Origin of the sequence: Paenibacillus sp., assembly GCF_035645195.1 — a bacterium.
GTDB lineage: Bacteria > Bacillota > Bacilli > Paenibacillales > YIM-B00363 > Paenibacillus_AE.
Map to the genome: position 1 here is coordinate 1 of NZ_DASQNA010000026.1, position 16,940 is coordinate 16,940.

Sequence of the window (16,940 nt, forward strand, 5' to 3'; positions counted from 1 at the left end):
AAGGCGAATTGAGGCATATATTCACTTTTATAACCACGACCGGCCTCAGAGAAAGCTAAAAAAACTGACACCTGTAGAGTACAGGTGCCAGTTCTCAGCATAGGGTCTTATTTAACTGTCCACTAAAATGGGTCTTGACCAATACGCTCGGGGCTTCTCGTGGTGGTGGTGCTTTAAGCGGAACAACACTTATTTGTAGATTTATAACTTGGAACAACACTTAATTGTTTGGAACAAAACATTAATCTAAACAGTCACAATGCGGTTTGATCCGATCCCGAAATACCATGTTGAAGGAGATCTACGCACGTAATCGAGCCGAAGGAAAGCCGCATAAAGTAGCCTTAGTCGCATGTGCAAATAAGTTGGTCCTCTTGATCTTAAAAACGCAAATAGCTTTCCGTACTGTTTAATACTCAGCTAAGGGTTGGAATAACCTTCCACAAATGAATGATGGAATGGAGGGTTATCTGGCATGCCTACTTTTCACTAGACCATACGATTTGATTTCGTTATGTCGGTAATTTTGACAAGCTATTAGCTGGTATATTTTAATACCTGTCGACAATTCTCAATTATCACAGACTAACCTTATTTCTCGGCCTAAAAACATATACCGATACGTAATAAAGGGGTATCTTCTCTACGAAGATACCCCTTTATTTGAGCTCCTCTCCCTCCCCAAGTAGGAGCCAATTCAAATTGACTTTATATTCTTGGGACAAAGAAATTAACGTTTCAGCTGAAGGTTTACATAAGTTCTTTTCAATCTCACTTAGTCGACCTTGGGAAATATGTATTGTTGCTGAGAATTGTTGTTGGTTTAAATGATGCATCAATCGAATGTGCTTAACTCGCTCACCGATGCTATCCATATTGCCTCCAGGATGCAGAAAGGCCCCGACACATTACCTTCGAGGCCTTCATGCTGTAAAATGTTTTGTCGAACTTATTTCCCGACTCTAATGACAACTTCCCAACTCTATTGTCAATTTCCCGAGTCTAATGTCAATTTCCCAACTCTAATGTCACTGAACAACAAAATCCGTGTTTGCCTACTGTTCCCTTACTCCACCGTCACGCTCTTCGCCAGGTTGCGCGGCTTGTCGACGTCGTTGCCGCGCGCCACGGAGACGTGGTACGCGAGCAGCTGCAGCGGGATCGCGGACAGCGCCGGCGTCAGAAGCGGCAGCGTGCGCGGGATGTACAGCGTCTCGTCGGCTTCCTTCGCGATCTCGGTGTGGCCTTCGTTCGCGATGCCGAGCACCTTCGCGCCGCGCGCTTTCACTTCGACGATGTTGCTGAGCGTCTTCTCGAACAGCGCCTCCTGCGTCGCCAGCGCGATGACCGGCGTGCCTTCCGTGATCAGTGCCAGCGTGCCGTGCTTCAGTTCGCCCGCCGCGTACGCTTCAGAGTGGATATAAGAAATCTCTTTCAGCTTCAGCGAACCTTCGACGACGGCGGCGTAATCGAGGCCGCGGCCGATGAAGAACAAGTTTTCCGTCTGCTTGAACTGCTGCGCGACCTTCTTCATCAGGTCGGCTTTCCCCAGCAGCGCCTCGACCTGTTCCGGCAGCTTCTGCATGGCGTCCAGCGTCTCTTCGATGAACGAAGCCGGTACCGTTTCGAGCGTTTGCGCAATATAGAGGCCGAGCAGGTAGAACGCGATCAGCATCGTCGTGTACGCCTTCGTGGACGCGACCGCGATTTCCGGACCGGCCATCGTCAAGATGACATGGTCCGCTTCTCGCGCGACCGAGGAGCCGACGACGTTCGTAATCGCTAGCACGCGCGCGCCTTGGCGTTTCGCCTCGCGGAGCGCCGCGAGCGTGTCGGCCGTTTCGCCCGATTGCGAAACGACGATGACGAGCGTGTCGGATGTGATGATCGGGTCGCGGTAGCGATACTCAGACGCGACATCCGTCTCGACCGGGATGCGGGCGAGCTGCTCGATCACGCTCTTGCCGACGAGACCGGCATGCGACGCGGTGCCGCAAGCGACGATCTGAATGCGGCGAATCGAGCGAACGATGTCTTCCGTGAGACCGACGTCAGGCAGGACGACGCGGCTGCCGTCGATGCGCGGGCTCATCGTGTCGCGGTACGCGCGCGGCTGCTCGTTGATTTCCTTGAGCATGAAGTGCTCGTAGCCGCCCTTCTCGGCCGTCTCCAAATCCCACTCGACGCGGTACGCTTCGCGGGAAATTTCCCCGCCCTCAAGGTCCGTCAGCGTCACGCCGTCCTTCGTGAGGATCGCCATTTCGCCGTCGTTCAGAATATACACGTCGCGCGTATGCTCGAGAATGGCCGGAATGTCGGAAGCGATGAAGTTCTCGTTCTGGCCGAGACCGATAATGAGCGGGGAGTGCATCCGGACCGCAACGAGCTTATCCGGCTCCGCCTCCGCCAGCACGCCGAGACCGAACGCGCCGCGCATCCGCTTCACGGCCGCGCGCACGGCAGCCACGATATCCCCCTCGTACAGGTCGGAAATCAAATGCGCGATGACCTCCGTATCCGTATCGGACACGAATTTGTAGCCTTTCGCGATGAGCTCCTCTTTCAGCGGGATATAATTCTCGATGATGCCATTGTGAACGACGGAAATTTGTTGCTTCTCGTCCGTATGCGGGTGCGAGTTGACGTCGGACGGCTTGCCGTGCGTCGCCCAGCGCGTATGGCCGATCCCGGCGGAGCCGACGACCGGCTGCTCGCACAATTGCCCTTCCAATACGGCGAGGCGGCCTTTCGCCTTCCGAACGACGAGACCCCCGTCGCTATACACTGCAATGCCTGCGGAGTCGTACCCGCGGTACTCCAGCTTTTTCAACCCTTCGACCAAAATGCCCTGCGAATCCCGATGACCGATATATCCTACAATTCCACACATAGTGAATACCCCTCCGATTATTTAGGTAGGAGGCAGAAAGAGCGCACAAAGTCAGGGTCATGGCATGGCCAAAACCTTACAGAATTTTCTAGTCCTGTTTTTATGAAAATGTCGTCACTGCCTCTAGAAGCCGCAGAAAACTAACCGACCGCTCTCGGGCAAGTCGCCGTTCGTTACCTGCTCATCATCCGCCATATGGGATTCTTGTCGGAGAAGTCGCCTTCTCGTTTTGCCGTCCCATTCATCGGCCCTGGCGGCACTGCCGGGAGGTCCCCGCCGAATACAATTCTCGAACGCCTCCACCTCGTCAGCTTGGCCGTCGATCCCGCTTCCCGCATCAAGCCGCTTTCCGTTAGCCGCTTGACGCTGATCGTCCCGCATGTCGCCATGCGTCCGCTCCGCGCGATTCCCGCTCCAAGCTCTGGCGCTTGTAAAACCGATCGTGTCTACCCTCACTTTCCCTTCCAAAGTCATATACCTATCTTATGCATTTCCCCCGCCTATGGCAACTGCCTTTTTTCATGGTTTTTCATGGAAAAGGCGCAAAAGGACGCCCCCGGTCATCCCGGATGCGTCCCAACTTGCATTGCATTCGCTACTCCAGCCGTTGTCCTTTGCCCGATACGATTTTCAGCGTTCCGTTTTCCGGTTTGACCGTGTACTGCAGCTCGTAGTAGCTCAGCAGCGGCTCCCCGTCTTCAAGCTCCCACGCCTCGATGACCACGTCTAGCACGGCGGACTCCTCCGAGGCGGAGACGACGGTCATGTCCGTCACGTATGCGCCTGTCGTATACAAGTAACCCTCTCGGAACGACTCGTACGTCGTGCCGGTCTGCCACTCGCTGCCGAGCAGGCTGTACGCCGTCACGTAATCGCCGGAATTAATGCTCTCGTAGAAGAACGTCAGCAAATATTGGGCATCCTCCGCCACCAACTCTTCGGTGAACGCCGTTCCGCCGCTGTTGGCTCCGTTTGTGGCCGCGGCCAGCGCTTCGTCGGGATTGTCGCTCCAAGCCTCTAACATGTCGATCACTTGGTGGATCGGGATGCTGAACCCGATGTTGCCTTGGTCGTTCCCCGCGGAGTTAATCCCGATCACTTTGCCCGACGCTTCGAGCACCAGCGGTCCCCCGCTGTTCCCGTTCGTGATCGGCGCCGAAATTTGGTATACGTCCCTGTATTTAATGTTGTCGATGTCGAGATCCCGGTCGAGGCCGCTGATGATGCCGGTCGTCACCGTATTGTCGAAGCCCAGCGGGCTGCCGAACGCGACGACGGCGTCCCCGACTTCCGCTTCCTTGTCCAGCTCAAGCTGGAGCGGCTCCTCGCCGGCGAGGCCGTCGACCCGAATGAGCGCGACGTCCTTCTCCTCGTCGATGCCGATCACTTGGCCGGGCAGCAGGCTCGTGTCGCTGAGCTTCACCATGACGCTCTCCGCCCCCGCGACGACGTGCGCGTTCGTCACGACGTCTCCCAGATCGTTGTAGAGAAACCCGGAGCCTTGCCCGGAGCCGAAGGCGTACGACGCTTCGATGGAGACGACCCGCTGCTGGTGGGTGCGGATCATTTCCTTCAGATCGGGCGCGCCCTCGTCCTCTTCTCCGTCGGAGCCGCCCGCATCCTCCAGCGCCGGAGGTTTGCCGAGCTCGGATACGCCCGACGCCGCCGGCTTGCTCCAATATCCGTTCAGCACGAAGGAAGCCGTTCCGCCCGCGAGTAAAATCGCCAAGGAGATCACGATCGTTGCCGCTAGTTTCATGTTGCGCCGCTCTCCTTCCTTAGTGCACGATCCATTCCGCGCTCGTTACGTTCACGGAATCCATCATGCCGTCGTGGTCGTAATACACGTAGAACGTGCCCGTTTCGCCGACGCCCAAATATTCGGTATCCACGTATAACGAATCTGAGTACAGCACGTCGCCCCATCCGTCCAAAATGTCATAATACAGCATAACGGAGCTGATCGGCCTCGTCGCGATGTTGCGAATTTCGCCTTCGATGTTGAAATAGCCGTATTCGTCCGGATACGCGTAGATCGACACGAGCTCCACCGCTTCCGTCCGGTTGCGGAGATCTTCCTGCGATGCGGCCTTCATCGCCGATTCCAAACGTTCCCGCTCGGCTTCCTCGAAAGCAGTTTGCTCCGCTTCTACCCGCTCCTTAAGCTCTTCGAGCTTATCGGCGTCCTTGGCGTGAACCAGCGCTTCGTTGATCGTCGAGAGCGCCTCGGCGAAATTTTTGTCGGCCAGCGCCTCGGACGCCTGCTTGTGGGCGACGTCGACGATCTTGTCCGCAATTTCCTTGGACGCCGCCTTCGCTTCTTCGCTGTCGTACGGCTTCAGCAGCTTCAAATACGGCGTCAGCTGCGCGAGCGTCGCCGCCTCCGGGTATTCGTTCTTCACCTGTGTCAGCACGATCGTCTCTTCCTGGCGGTCCGCCTTGGCCGACAGCAGCGCGTACACCGCGCCGCTCCGATCCTCGAGCTGATCCTTCACCGTCTCGATTCGCTGCTTCGCCTCGTCGTATTCCTTCGCTTCCAGATCGTCGGTCGTGCCGGCGATTTTATCGTCCAGCAGCATTGTATCGAGCAGCACTTGGCGGTCGTTCTTCAGCAGCGCGTGGCCGGGTCGCTTCTCCAGCGCGGCGTCGATGCGATCGAGCGCTCCTCTCCAATCGCCTTCCAGCGCGAGCCGCTCCGCCTCCGTATGGAGCCGATCGACCTCCATGTTCACGAACGTCTGATACGCGAAGACGCCGGCCACCGACGCCGCGGACAGCAGCGTGCAAAGCAGCGGCAGCAGCCAGTACACGGCTCGGCTCTTGGGCTTGCCCGGCGGCGCCTTCACGGCGGCGGCGGATGGCGGCACGGCGGCCGCTCGGGCGTCCCCCTTCGCGCTCGACGCAATCGGCGGCGCCGGCACAGCCGCTCCCGGCTCGGCAGACGCAGCCACCTCCGCCTCCGCCTCCGCGGCGAATGCGGGGAACGCGCTCGGCTCCCCGGCGACGTCCCGCTCCGTCCCTTGAGCGTTATCCGGCCCGGGTTCCGGGCGATATACGGCTTTCCCGCAATGGGTGCAAAACTTGCTGTCCGGCGGCAGCGCCGTCCCGCAATGTATACAATACATCCCTAAGTCTCCTTTAAACTGATCGTCAAAACTGACCATCGATTAAAAAACCAACCCCGACCTATTCGACAGTTTTCGCCAAACTCCTGCCTGCGCCGCCCAACTCGATCCGCCGCCGCCGGTAAACGCCGCGCGGCCCGAAGCGATTTCGCCGACATGCTCGACCTAAATAAAACGGCCCCGCACCGAAAGGTGCAGAGCCGCTGCCTTCCAAACCGATTACTGCGCGCCGCCCAATTCCGCGCGGACGACGTCGGCGATGCGCTCGACATGCGCTTCGATATCCGCCTTGTCCGGCCCCTCGGCCATCACGCGCACAAGCTGCTCCGTGCCCGACGGGCGAACGAGCACGCGCCCGTTCTCCCCGAGCGCCGCTTCCGCCTTGCGGATCGCCGCCGCGACCGCCGGGTTATCCTTCAGGCCGGCTTTGTCGAACACGCGCACGTTCACGAGCACCTGCGGGAACTTCTGCATCACCCGCTTCAGCTCGCCGAGCGTGCGGCCCGATTCGACGACGGTCGCCATCAGCTGCAATCCCGTCAGAATGCCGTCGCCCGTCGTGTTGTAATCGAGGAAAATGACATGCCCCGACTGTTCGCCCCCGAGGTTGTACCCGCCGCGGCGCATCTCCTCCATCACGTAACGGTCGCCGACCGCCGTCTTCGCCGTTTGCAGCCCGAGCTCGCGCGCCGCTTTGAAGAAGCCGAGGTTGCTCATGACCGTCGTCACGACCGTGTCGTGCTTAAGCTTGCCCGCCCGGCGCATCGCGTCGCCGCAAATGGCCAGAATGTAATCGCCGTCCACCTCTTCGCCGTTCTCGTCCACCGCGATCAGCCGGTCGGCGTCGCCGTCGAACGACAACCCCAGGAACGCGCCATGCTCCAGCGTCGCCGCGCGGATCGTCTCCGTATGCGTCGACCCGACGTCCGCGTTGATGTTGAGGCCGTTCGGCTCGGCGCCGACGGCGATCACTTCCGCGCCCAATTCGCGGAAAATGCGCGGCGCCAGCTCGTAAGCGGCTCCGTGCGCGCAGTCCAACACGATCTTCTTACCGTCGAAGCGAACCGGCGTCACCGAGCGCACATACTCGGCGTACAGCCACTTCGCGTCGTCGTCGTCGCGGACGGTGCCGAGCGCGGCGCCGATCGGGCGCGGCAGCTCGTCGACCGCCGCGTCCATCAGCTCCTCGATTTCGTACTCCGTCTCGTCGCTCAGCTTAAAACCGTCGCCGCCGAAAAACTTGATCCCGTTGTCCTCGACCGGGTTATGCGACGCCGAAATCATAACGCCCGCGTCCGCCCCGAGCTTGCGGGTCAAATAAGCGACCGCCGGCGTCGTCACGACGCCGATGCGCACGACGTTCGCCCCGATGGACGTCAGGCCCGCGACGAGCGCCGCCTCCAGCATCGGCCCGGATACGCGCGTATCCCGCCCGATCACGACCGTCGGCTGCTTGCCGGACGCCGCCCCTCTCGTCAACACATAGCCGCCGCAGCGGCCGATCTTATACGCCAGCTCCGGCGTCAATCCTTCGTTCGCGACACCGCGGACGCCGTCCGTTCCGAAATACTTCCCCATCTTTCTCTGTCTCTCCTTCTCGTCGTTCTCTAAGCTGCGTTTGTCACGCAACGTTATCTTTTCAATCTACTTCCATTAAACGCAGGCACTCGCCTATTGGTGCACCGGAATCGCCGGCTATTCCGCTTCAGGCTCCGACGGCGCCGCCGGCTCCTCTCCGGGACCGACGGCGTCGCCGCCCTCTACGGAGCCGTCGTCCAGAGGCGCGGCAGGGTCCGCCGACGCGGCGTCGCTCTTCGGCGCAACTTCCACGCGAACGATCGATGACGCGCCGTCCGCCGTTTCGACGAACGACGGCAAGCTGTAGTCGATCGGCAGCTCGTACATCCCCGGCGCCAAATTGCTCACGTCGACGATCGCTCGGACGTCCCGGGGCGACAATTTCTCGATAACGCCGGGAGCGCCCTCAACCGGGACGTCCAGCTCTCCGGCCGTCGGGTCGACGATGCGGTACTCGTAATTCGCGCTGCCGCCGTTCAGCGTCACCGGAACGCCGGGCAGCGTCTGGACGACGGCCGGCACGACCGTCACCTTCGCCGTCACCTTCGCCGGCTCGACGCGCTCCACACCTTGCTTCGGCGCGATATCGAATTCGAACGTCGTCGTCTCCGTCAGCTGCGACAGATCGATCCGCAGCCCGTCGTAAAACTCGAGCGAGTTAAGGAACGCCTGCGGCGCGAATACGGTCACTTCCGAAGCGCTCTGCTCGAACGAAGCGACGGCGTAGCCGGCCGGCGTGTTCCCGACGAGCGCGATCTGCAGCGGCATCGTCTTGAACGGGCTCGTGATCGGCACCTCGACGTCGACGACCGCAGGCGTCACGGCCACGTCCAGCTCTTGCCCGTCCTGATCGATCGCGACGAGCTTCACCTGCTGCTTCACGGAAGCGGTCGCGCCGGCGATATCGATCGTGCCGACGACGCCCGCCACCCGATCCGCTTCGCTGCTGATCACGGTCACGTTCACTCGGTTCGGCTGCGCGATCGCTTCGCCCGCCGTATAACCGTCGGCCGGCGAGCCGACTGTCTGGATCGACACGGGCACTTCCTTCCGTTCCTTCTCGTCGATGGTCACCGTCACGTTCGGCGGATCGAGCACGACTTGGACATTGTTCGGGAATCCTTCGGGCGTCAGCGACACCTGATGTTCGCCCGCCGCGATGTCCGTCAAATTCAGCACGACGCGATAATCGTTAATGTCGACGCGCCGCAGCGCGGACGCCGTGCCGACGACGGTTAACGACACCCTCGCAGGCTCGTACGACAGCAGCGTATATCGCTCCTCGTCCAGCCCCACGACCTGCACGCCCACGTTCGTATACGTTTGCGAAACGGTCGTCGGCTGCGTCGGCCCCGAGGAGTTTTGCAAATCGAGCCGCACGATGACCCACAGCAGGATGCCGACCACGACGGCCACGACGCGGATGACGTTGTTATGCCGCAACCAATTATCCATGAGGCCGCTCCCCCTTCTTCCGCAGGAAGAACGAACGGTCCTTCGTTTTCTTCTTCATCTTCGGATTCAGCTCCTCATGGAGCTTGGCGATGAGCGACTCTTCCTTGATGTCACGAACCATCTGCCCGTGAATCGCCAGCGAAATTTGCCCCGTCTCCTCGGAGACGATGACGACGATCGCGTCCGACGCCTCGCTCATCCCGATCGCCGCCCGATGGCGGGTGCCCAGTTCCTTGCTGATGAACGGGTTTTCCGACAACGGCAAATAACAGCCGGCCGCCATAATTTGACCGCCGCGGATGATGACGGCCCCGTCGTGCAAAGGAGTGTTCGGGATGAAAATGTTGACGAGCAGCTCGGTGCTGATGGACGACTCGAGCTGAATGCCGGACTCGATATATTCGGACAACCCCGTCTCCCGCTCGAATACGATCAGCGCCCCGATGCGCCGCCCCGACAGCAAATGCAGCGCCGCGATCACTTGATTGATGCGTTCGTTCACCGTATGATCTTCGTCGTTCGTGCCGACCGTGAATATTTTCCCTCGGCCGAGCTGTTCGAGCGCCCGCCGCAGCTCCGGCTGGAAGATGATGAACACCGCGACGACGCTCCACGTGAACAGCTGGTTCATCAGCCACTGCAGCGTGTGAAGCTCGAAAATATAACTGACCGCCCAGACGGCGATCAGCACGACGATCCCTTTGAGCAGCTGTACCGCGCGCGTGCCGCGGACCAGCAGTATCAATTTATATATGATGTAACTGACAATGGTGATGTCTACGATTTCCTTCAGCGTAGTCGACCATGTCCATTCTGGTACAATGTCCACCGGTCCGTCCCCCCGACGCCACGTATGCCTCTTTTCCGGTTCCCCGGTCTGTACAAGTCATTTGGAAATATCATATCACAAATAGGGACGCGCTCCTAACAAAACAAAAAAATCCCTCCGTTTCCGAAGGGATTCCCAATCTGCGTTACGTTTGGGGAGCCGGCAGCATCGCGCCGAACCACTCGCCCAGTTTATACCAAATGTAATCGAGCGCCCGATCCACTTCCGTGATGCGGCCGGAAATATGCGACGCGGACGCCAGCGCGACGTTGCCGTCGATGACGGTCAGGTTGCCTTCCAGCTCGCCGTCGACCTGCACCGTGCCGTTCTCCACGATCAAGTCGCCCCGCACCGTCGCGTCGGGCGGCACGATGACGCGTCCTTCCTCGATGATGATGTTGCCTTCCAGATCGTCTCCCCGCACTGCGAGCTGCGTGCCTTGATTCCAGAGCGACAGGAAGCTGCTGATCATCACGAACAAAAACGCGGCGGCGGCCGTCGCGGCCGGATGTCGGCGGATCCAGCGCGACCAGCTGCGGCTCGAGCGCTCCGGCGGCAGCGACGCCATGATCGACGCCGTCAGCCCGGATGGCGCGCGAGGCTTCTCCAGCACGCGGGCCAGCGCCTCGACCTGTTCATACTGTCTCAGCAGCGCCGAGCAGTCGGAGCAGTCGTGGAGATGCTGCTTCAGCGCCAGCGCCCGTTCCGCCTCGAGATCGTCGTCCAAATACTCGTGAATCAAAGGGAGGGCTTCTTTACAGTCCATGGCGGGCACCTCCTTTCCCCTTCCGTGAAAAATACGTTCTGCATATACGATACGTACGAGTCCGCTCGATGTTTCATTTTTCCGTTCACGTCAAATCTTCGCCTTCCAACTTTTTGCGCAAAAACTCGCGTCCGCGGTGCACGCGCGTTTTGACGGTCGTCACAGGCATATCGAGCACGTCTCCGATTTCTTGGAGCGACATGTCGTGCAAGTATTTCAGGACGACGACGGATTTATATTTCTTCGGCAGCGACTCGATGGCGTCGCGGATGCGGCGCTGCGTCTCGGACAGCAGTATTTTCCCTTCGGGGGTCGGCTCCTCGCTCGCGAGCATGGCGTGCCAGTCGGTCCCCTCCCCATCCCCGCCGACGTCCGCGTCCAGCGAATACGTCGACGTCCTCCGCTTGCGCAGCCGGTCGATGGATAAGTTCGTCCCGATCCGGTAAATCCAGGTCGAAAACTTCATCTCTTCGTCGTATCGGTCCAAGCTCCGGTAGACGCGGAGGAACGTCTCTTGCACGACGTCCTCCGCTTCCTGCCGGTTTCCCAGCATCCGAAACGCGAGATGGTAAATTTTATCTTTGTAGAGTTCAACCAAGTCCGCGAACGCGCCCCGGTCGCCGGCTTTGGCAAGCCTCGCGAGCCGCGTTTCGATCGAGTGCATATCCATGCGTCAGGGTATGTCTCCTTAGCCCGTATTCCGGAGCCCCGCGGCAATGCCGTTGATCGTGAGCAACACTTCCCTAAGCAGCTCGGCATCGTCCTCGTTGCGGTCCCGTTTGTCCCGAAGCTCGCGCAGCAGGCGAACCTGCAAGTAGCTGAGGGGATCGACGTACGGATTCCGCAGCCGGATCGACTCTTGAATGATCGGCACGTTATCGAGAATCTCTTCTTGTCCCGTAATTTGCAAAATCAAATCCGACGTCAGCTTATACTCGTTCTCGATTTCCGTGAAAATGCGCTCGCGTACCGTATCGTCCTTGATCATGCCGGCGTATTCGCGGGAGATCAGCAGGTCTGCTTTCGCCAGCGCCATCTGCAGGTTGTCGATGAGGCCTTTGAAGAACGACCATTTCGCATACATCTCCTGCAGAATCGGCATCCGGTCCGGTCCGGCGTCGAGGAACGACTTGAGGCCCGTGCCCGCGCCGTACCACGCCGGGAACAAGTACCGGCTTTGCGTCCACGCGAACACCCAAGGGATGGCGCGCAAATCTTCGAACCGGTCGCTGTTCTTCCGCTTGGACGGACGAGAGCCGATGTTGAGCTCGCCGATTTCCGGCAGCGGCGTCGACTCGCGGAAGAACTTCAAGAAGTCCGGATCCCGGAAGACAAGGTCCTGATACTTCCGCTGCGCCACTTCCGACATCGACCTCATGTATGTTTCATACGTATGCTCTTCGAGCGTGCTTTGCGGGTTGCGCGCCGCGACGGCCGCCGTCAGCAACGCCGACGCCGCCTGCTCGAGGCTCCGGTACGCGATGCCCTGCAGCGAATACCGCGAGGAGAGCACCTCGCCCTGCTCGGTGATTTTGATGCCGCCTCCGAGCGTATGCGGCGGCTGAGCGAGGATGCTGCGGTTGAGCGGCATCCCGCCTCGTCCGAGCGCCCCGCCTCGGCCGTGGAAAAACTTCAGCTTCACGCCGTGCTCGTTCGCCGCGTCCGTGATCGACTGCAGCGCCACCCGCAGCTCCCAGTTGGCGGTCAGCACGCCGCCGTCCTTGTTGCTGTCGGAATAGCCGAGCATAATTTCCTGAATGCCGTCCAGCGCGTCGATGCTCTGGCGATACGTCGGCACCTTGAACAGCGCGCGCATGATGTCAGGCGCCGCGTGCAAGTCTTCGATCGTTTCGAACAGCGGCACCGACTGGAACGACGCATGCACCGTGCCGTCCGGACGCTTCGTGAAGAGGCCGGCTTCCTTCCCGAGCACCAACACCTCGAGAATGTCGCTCGCGCCCTGCGTCATCGAGATCAGGTAGGTTCGCACCGCGCGCGGACCGAATTCCTCTTGCGCGCGCCGAATCGTGCGCACGACGTCCAAGCATTCCTGCGTGCCTTCGGAATAATTGTAGTATTCCGACGTGAGCGGGCGCGGGTCTTCCAGCAGCTTGATGAGCAGTTCGACCTTCGCTTCCTCCGACAACGACGCATAGTCGTCGACGATCCCCAATTTCGCCAAAATCTCTTGCATCGCCGATTCGTGCTCTTTGCTGTGCTGGCGCACATCGAGAGCGGCCAAATGGAAGCCGAACAATTCGACCTGACGAATGAGCTTCGCGACGTACGTATCCGCCGACACATCGGCGTAATGGCCGCGCAGGCTGCGCTCGATGATATGCAGGTCCGCGAGGAATGCTTCCGGCGACTCGTACTTGCCCTGCGCCTTCTGTACGCCGCGGCGCGTGTTCTGGATGCGCTGAATCATGTACGTCAGCTTCACCCGGTACGGCTCGGCTTCGTTCCGCCAAATGCCCTCGGAAGCGGAGCCCATCTCCGCGCGATCTTTCTCGATCGACTTCACCAGCTCGTCCGACACGGTCACCAGCGTCGAGCTGAAGCTGAGCAATCGGATGCCTTCCTTCAGCGCTTCTTCGTATTTCCGCAGCGCCTGCTGGCGGTGCAGCAACAGCGTCTCCCACGTCACGTTCGCCCGAACGGACGGATTACCGTCGCGGTCGCCGCCGATCCAGGAACCGAAGCGGAGGAACGTCGGGACGTGCCATTTCGCGCCCGGGTAATATTTGTTGAGGCAGCGCTCCATCTCCTCGTACACTTCCGGAATGACGTCGAACAGCGTCTCGTCGAAGTAGTACAGGCCGTTGCGCACCTCGTCGATGACGGTCGGCTTCCGGTCGCGCAGCTCGTTCGTCTGCCACAGCGTCAGCACTTCGCTGAGCAGTTTCTCGCGAAGCCGTTCGCGCTCGCGATGCGTCAGCGTCGGATTGTCGAGCTGCATCATTTCGTCGGCGATCCGCTTATGGATGTCGAGGATCGCGCGGCGCATCGCTTCCGTCGGGTGCGCCGTCATAACGAGCTCCAGCGAAATGCCCTGCAAAATATCTTGGATGTCTTCCGCGTCCACGCCGCGCCCCTTCAGCTCGGATACGATGCTCTCGATCGAGCCCGGCTGCGCGACTTCCCCGGAAGAACGCTCGTAATCGCGTTTGCGGCGGATGCGGTGGTTTTGCTCCGCGATGTTTACCAATTGGAAGTACACCGCGAAGGCGCGAATTACGCTGCGCCGTACTTGCGGATCGAGCGTAGCGATGATCGATTTGAACTCCTCGTAAATCTCGGGAATATAGCTGGCGCGCAGCGTTTTACTCATTTCCCGGATTCGTTCTACGATCCCCAATAGTTCGTTGCCGCCTTGATGGACAAGCACCTCGCCGAGAATGTTCCCCAGAAAGCGAACGTCTCTCCGAAGCAACTGATGGCTCGAAAGCGGCGCGGCTTGGGCGGCTGTCGTTTCCGTCATGGTCTCTTCTCACCCCGTTGAATGTGGCCTGAAAGCCACGATGTCATCTCTTTATTGTACTAAAATTCCAACGATAAATCTCGGATTTTTTGCAAAAAGTTTATCCAATTTCATCTATCTAGCCTGTTCGGAGATGCCGAACGCCGGTCAATGCGGCGAAACCAAGTGCAGCCGGTGAGAGCGCGACAATTCCTCGAGCATTTTCACCCCGGCTACGCTGTTGCCCGCCGCGTCGATCGCCGGACCGAACAACCCGAAACCGTATCGGTTCGGGGAGAACGCGACGATCCCGCCGCTGACCCCGCTTTTCGCAGGAAGGCCTACTTTCAGGAAAAACTCGCCCGAGTGGTTATACATGCCGGACGTAATCATGATCGTCGTCACGATCTGCGCAATTTCGGGCGTAACGATCTCTTTCGTGCTGCACGTGCCGTCCGTTTGCGACTCGACGCATTTGCCCCACAGCGCGAAGAACAGCCCGATTTTCGCGAGATCGACGCAGTCGACCTCCAGGGAGCATGCCTTGAAATACAGATCAAGCGTCTTCTCGACGTCGACGTCCGAGTCGATGATGCCGGTGCTCTTCATGAAGTACGCCAGCGCGCGGTTGCGATCGCCCGTCCGACGCTCCGACTCGTAGACCTTCTCATTGAAGCGGATGCTGGATCGTCCGGTTATGCGCGATACGGTGTCGCATAGATGCTGCAGCCGCGCATCGACGCTTCCGCCGCCCGACAGCAGCGAAGCGATGACGATCGCGCCCGCGTTAATCATCGGGTTCAGCGGCTTCTTGTGATCGAGCGTCTCCAGCTTCACGATCGAGTTGAACGGATCGACGCTCGGCTCCATGCCGACCTTCGAGAACACGCGCTCCGGCCCGCAGTCGTTCAACGCGACCATGAGCGTAATAATTTTGGAGATGCTCTGCAGCGTGAACGACGTGTCGGCGTCGCCCGCTTTCAAGATGGAGCCGTCCGCCCCCGCCGCCGCAATGCCGAGGGCATGGGGGTTCGCATACGCCAGCTCCGGGATGTAGGCGGCTACCGCGCCCTGCTTGGTGTACGGTCGGTAGTCGCGGATGAGCCGCTCCAGCGTCTCCTGACCGATTTCGTTCGGGATCGTCTGCACTAAGGTTCCTCCTCCGGAACAACATCACTGATCTTAGTGTATCCCTGCGCGGTTCCCAAAACAACTACATGCTGCACCGCGGAACGCAAAGAAAAACCCCTGCGCTACCGCAGAGGTTTGTGTGTATATGTATGGAGCGGGTGATGGGAATCGAACCCACGCTATCAGCTTGGAAGGCTGAAGTTCTACCATTGAACTACACCCGCAACGATCGGGACGACACGATTCGAACATGCGACCCCCTGGTCCCAAACCAGGTGCTCTACCAAGCTGAGCTACGTCCCGTTACGTATTCGATTGAAAAATGGCGTGCCCTGAGAGATTCGAACTCCCGACCTTTTGATTCGTAGTCAAACGCTCTATCCGGCTGAGCTAAGGGCACAAGAATAATTGGAGCGGACGATGGGATTCGAACCCACGACCCTCGCCTTGGCAAGGCGATGCTCTACCACTGAGCCACGTCCGCGTGAAAGCAAGATCTATTATATCAGGTATCCGTTCACGTTGCAAGTGTTAATTTCAAACTTGCGACGGAACGGAGTCGATGCGCGTAGAGGGACTTGAACCCCCACGGTCTCCCGCCAGATCCTAAGTCTGGTGCGTCTGCCAATTCCGCCATACGCGCTCGGGTTAAGAAACAAACTGAGCCATGAAGGACTCGAACCTTCGACACCCTGATTAAAAGTCAGGTGCTCTACCAACTGAGCTAATGGCTCGCAATAAGAGCTGGGGATCCAGGATTCGAACCTGGGCATGACGGAGTCAAAGTCCGTTGCCTTACCGCTTGGCTAATCCCCATCAAGAACGTGGTGCCGCCGAGAGGACTTGAACCCCCAACCTACTGATTACAAGTCAGTTGCTCTACCAATTGAGCTACAGCGGCTCTCTTCCCTCAGGCTTTGCTCAGCAGTGGTGGGCGCTGACGGGATCGAACCGCCGACCCTCTGCTTGTAAGGCAGATGCTCTCCCAGCTGAGCTAAGCGCCCTTATAGTATGATCAAGCGATGCTTGTCTTATACATAAATGGTGACCCGTAGGGGATTCGAACCCCTGTTACCTCCGTGAAAGGGAGGTGTCTTAACCCCTTGACCAACGGGCCTCGCGCAAAGAAGATGGAGCTCCCAACCGGGATCGAACCGGTGACCTCATCCTTACCATGGATGCACTCTACCTACTGAGCTATGGGAGCAAGATGGCTCCCCGAACAGGACTCGAACCTGTGACAACTCGATTAACAGTCGAGTGCTCTACCAACTGAGCTATCGGGGAACGGTTAGGCTTGGCGACGTCCTACTCTCCCGGGACCCTGCGGTCCAAGTACCATCGGCGCTGGAAGGCTTACCGGTCGTGTTCGGGATGGGTACGCGTGGTTCCCTTCCGCCATTATCACCAAACCTATATAGTTCAGGGCTTTGCTCCCTGAAAACTGGATGCGAAACTGAGATATTCATCCGAATATAATGGATAAGTCCTCGACCGATTAGTATTCGTCAGCTGCACGCATTGCTGCGCTTCCACCTCGAACCTATCAACCTTGTCGTCTACAAGGGGTCTTCAAGCAGGGAAATCTCATCTTGAGGGGGGCTTCACGCTTAGATGCTTTCAGCGCTTATCCCGTCCGTACTTGGCTACCCAGCGATGCTCCTGGCGGAACAACTGGTACACCAGCGGTACGTCCATCCCGGTCC

The 16,940-nt window shown here is 59.1% G+C and carries 12 protein-coding genes, 12 tRNA genes, 2 rRNA genes and 1 pseudogene; 2 read left to right on the forward strand and 25 right to left on the reverse strand.

The window, feature by feature from the left end; genetic code table 11:
- The first annotated feature begins 7 nt into the window (after nt 1-7).
- Together VE009_RS14215 and VE009_RS27330 are read left to right on the forward strand one after the other, a co-directional pair.
- Nucleotides 8-103 carry an IS3 family transposase gene (locus VE009_RS14215; protein ID WP_325008711.1) on the forward strand — a complete coding sequence of 32 codons (96 nt, stop codon included), beginning with the start codon at nt 8-10 and terminating at the stop codon, nt 101-103.
- 154 nt (nt 104-257) lie between these two features.
- Nucleotides 258-413: pseudogene (locus tag VE009_RS27330) on the forward strand (IS110 family transposase); the annotation flags it as partial.
- Between the two features lie 246 nt (nt 414-659).
- Here the strand turns inward: VE009_RS27330 and VE009_RS27270 are convergent.
- From VE009_RS27270 to VE009_RS14335, 25 genes are all read right to left on the reverse strand, one after another.
- Nucleotides 660-875 (reverse strand): helix-turn-helix domain-containing protein, encoded by a 216-nt coding sequence (locus VE009_RS27270; RefSeq protein ID WP_414694860.1) that lies wholly within the window; start codon nt 873-875, stop codon nt 660-662.
- Between the two features lie 191 nt (nt 876-1,066).
- Nucleotides 1,067-2,890, reverse strand: coding sequence for a glutamine--fructose-6-phosphate transaminase (isomerizing) (gene glmS, locus VE009_RS14220; protein WP_325008697.1), 1,824 nt, complete (start codon nt 2,888-2,890; stop codon nt 1,067-1,069).
- A 595-nt stretch (nt 2,891-3,485) separates the two neighbouring features.
- A complete protein-coding gene (locus tag VE009_RS14225; RefSeq protein WP_325008699.1) occupies nt 3,486-4,649 on the reverse strand; it encodes a S1C family serine protease in 1,164 nt (387 codons plus the stop codon).
- A gap of 19 nt (nt 4,650-4,668) precedes the next feature.
- Nucleotides 4,669-6,015 (reverse strand): zinc-ribbon domain-containing protein, encoded by a 1,347-nt coding sequence (locus VE009_RS14230; protein WP_325008700.1) that lies wholly within the window; start codon nt 6,013-6,015, stop codon nt 4,669-4,671.
- Nucleotides 6,016-6,234: 219 nt separating this feature from the next.
- Nucleotides 6,235-7,593, reverse strand: a complete 1,359-nt coding sequence (gene glmM, locus VE009_RS14235; RefSeq protein ID WP_325008701.1) for a phosphoglucosamine mutase — start codon at nt 7,591-7,593, stop codon at nt 6,235-6,237.
- A 117-nt stretch (nt 7,594-7,710) separates the two neighbouring features.
- A complete protein-coding gene (locus VE009_RS14240) occupies nt 7,711-9,048 on the reverse strand; it encodes a CdaR family protein (protein WP_325008703.1) in 1,338 nt (445 codons plus the stop codon).
- Nucleotides 9,041-9,877, reverse strand: a complete 837-nt coding sequence (gene cdaA / locus VE009_RS14245; protein ID WP_325008705.1) for a diadenylate cyclase CdaA — start codon at nt 9,875-9,877, stop codon at nt 9,041-9,043. Before cdaA ends, VE009_RS14240 begins: the two co-directional genes overlap by 8 nt.
- Before the next feature lie 145 nt (nt 9,878-10,022).
- A complete protein-coding gene (locus VE009_RS14250; RefSeq protein WP_325008707.1) occupies nt 10,023-10,643 on the reverse strand; it encodes a zf-HC2 domain-containing protein in 621 nt (206 codons plus the stop codon).
- An 85-nt stretch (nt 10,644-10,728) separates the two neighbouring features.
- Entirely contained in the window at nt 10,729-11,307 is a 579-nt protein-coding gene (sigW, locus tag VE009_RS14255; RefSeq protein WP_325008713.1) for an RNA polymerase sigma factor SigW, read from the reverse strand.
- Nucleotides 11,308-11,331: 24 nt separating this feature from the next.
- Nucleotides 11,332-14,124, reverse strand: a complete 2,793-nt coding sequence (gene ppc / locus VE009_RS14260; protein WP_325008709.1) for a phosphoenolpyruvate carboxylase — start codon at nt 14,122-14,124, stop codon at nt 11,332-11,334.
- A 147-nt stretch (nt 14,125-14,271) separates the two neighbouring features.
- Entirely contained in the window at nt 14,272-15,243 is a 972-nt protein-coding gene (gene glsA, locus VE009_RS14265) for a glutaminase A (RefSeq protein WP_325008715.1), read from the reverse strand.
- A 141-nt stretch (nt 15,244-15,384) separates the two neighbouring features.
- Nucleotides 15,385-15,458: transfer RNA gene (locus tag VE009_RS14270), tRNA-Gly, on the reverse strand.
- 5 nt (nt 15,459-15,463) lie between these two features.
- Nucleotides 15,464-15,537, reverse strand: a tRNA-Pro gene (locus VE009_RS14275).
- A gap of 20 nt (nt 15,538-15,557) precedes the next feature.
- Nucleotides 15,558-15,634, reverse strand: a tRNA-Arg gene (locus VE009_RS14280).
- 9 nt (nt 15,635-15,643) lie between these two features.
- Nucleotides 15,644-15,718: transfer RNA gene (locus tag VE009_RS14285), tRNA-Gly, on the reverse strand.
- Between the two features lie 79 nt (nt 15,719-15,797).
- Nucleotides 15,798-15,877, reverse strand: a tRNA-Leu gene (locus VE009_RS14290).
- Nucleotides 15,878-15,895: 18 nt separating this feature from the next.
- Nucleotides 15,896-15,968 (reverse strand) — tRNA-Lys (locus VE009_RS14295).
- A 10-nt stretch (nt 15,969-15,978) separates the two neighbouring features.
- Nucleotides 15,979-16,050 (reverse strand) — tRNA-Gln (locus VE009_RS14300).
- Nucleotides 16,051-16,059: 9 nt separating this feature from the next.
- A tRNA-Thr gene (locus VE009_RS14305) sits at nt 16,060-16,135 on the reverse strand.
- Between the two features lie 27 nt (nt 16,136-16,162).
- A tRNA-Val gene (locus VE009_RS14310) sits at nt 16,163-16,238 on the reverse strand.
- A 38-nt stretch (nt 16,239-16,276) separates the two neighbouring features.
- Nucleotides 16,277-16,351, reverse strand: a tRNA-Glu gene (locus VE009_RS14315).
- 14 nt (nt 16,352-16,365) lie between these two features.
- Nucleotides 16,366-16,441, reverse strand: a tRNA-Thr gene (locus VE009_RS14320).
- Between the two features lie 4 nt (nt 16,442-16,445).
- Nucleotides 16,446-16,521 (reverse strand) — tRNA-Asn (locus VE009_RS14325).
- 8 nt (nt 16,522-16,529) lie between these two features.
- A 5S ribosomal RNA gene (gene rrf, locus VE009_RS14330) occupies nt 16,530-16,646 on the reverse strand.
- A 66-nt stretch (nt 16,647-16,712) separates the two neighbouring features.
- Nucleotides 16,713-16,940 (reverse strand): 23S ribosomal RNA (locus tag VE009_RS14335); the annotation flags it as partial.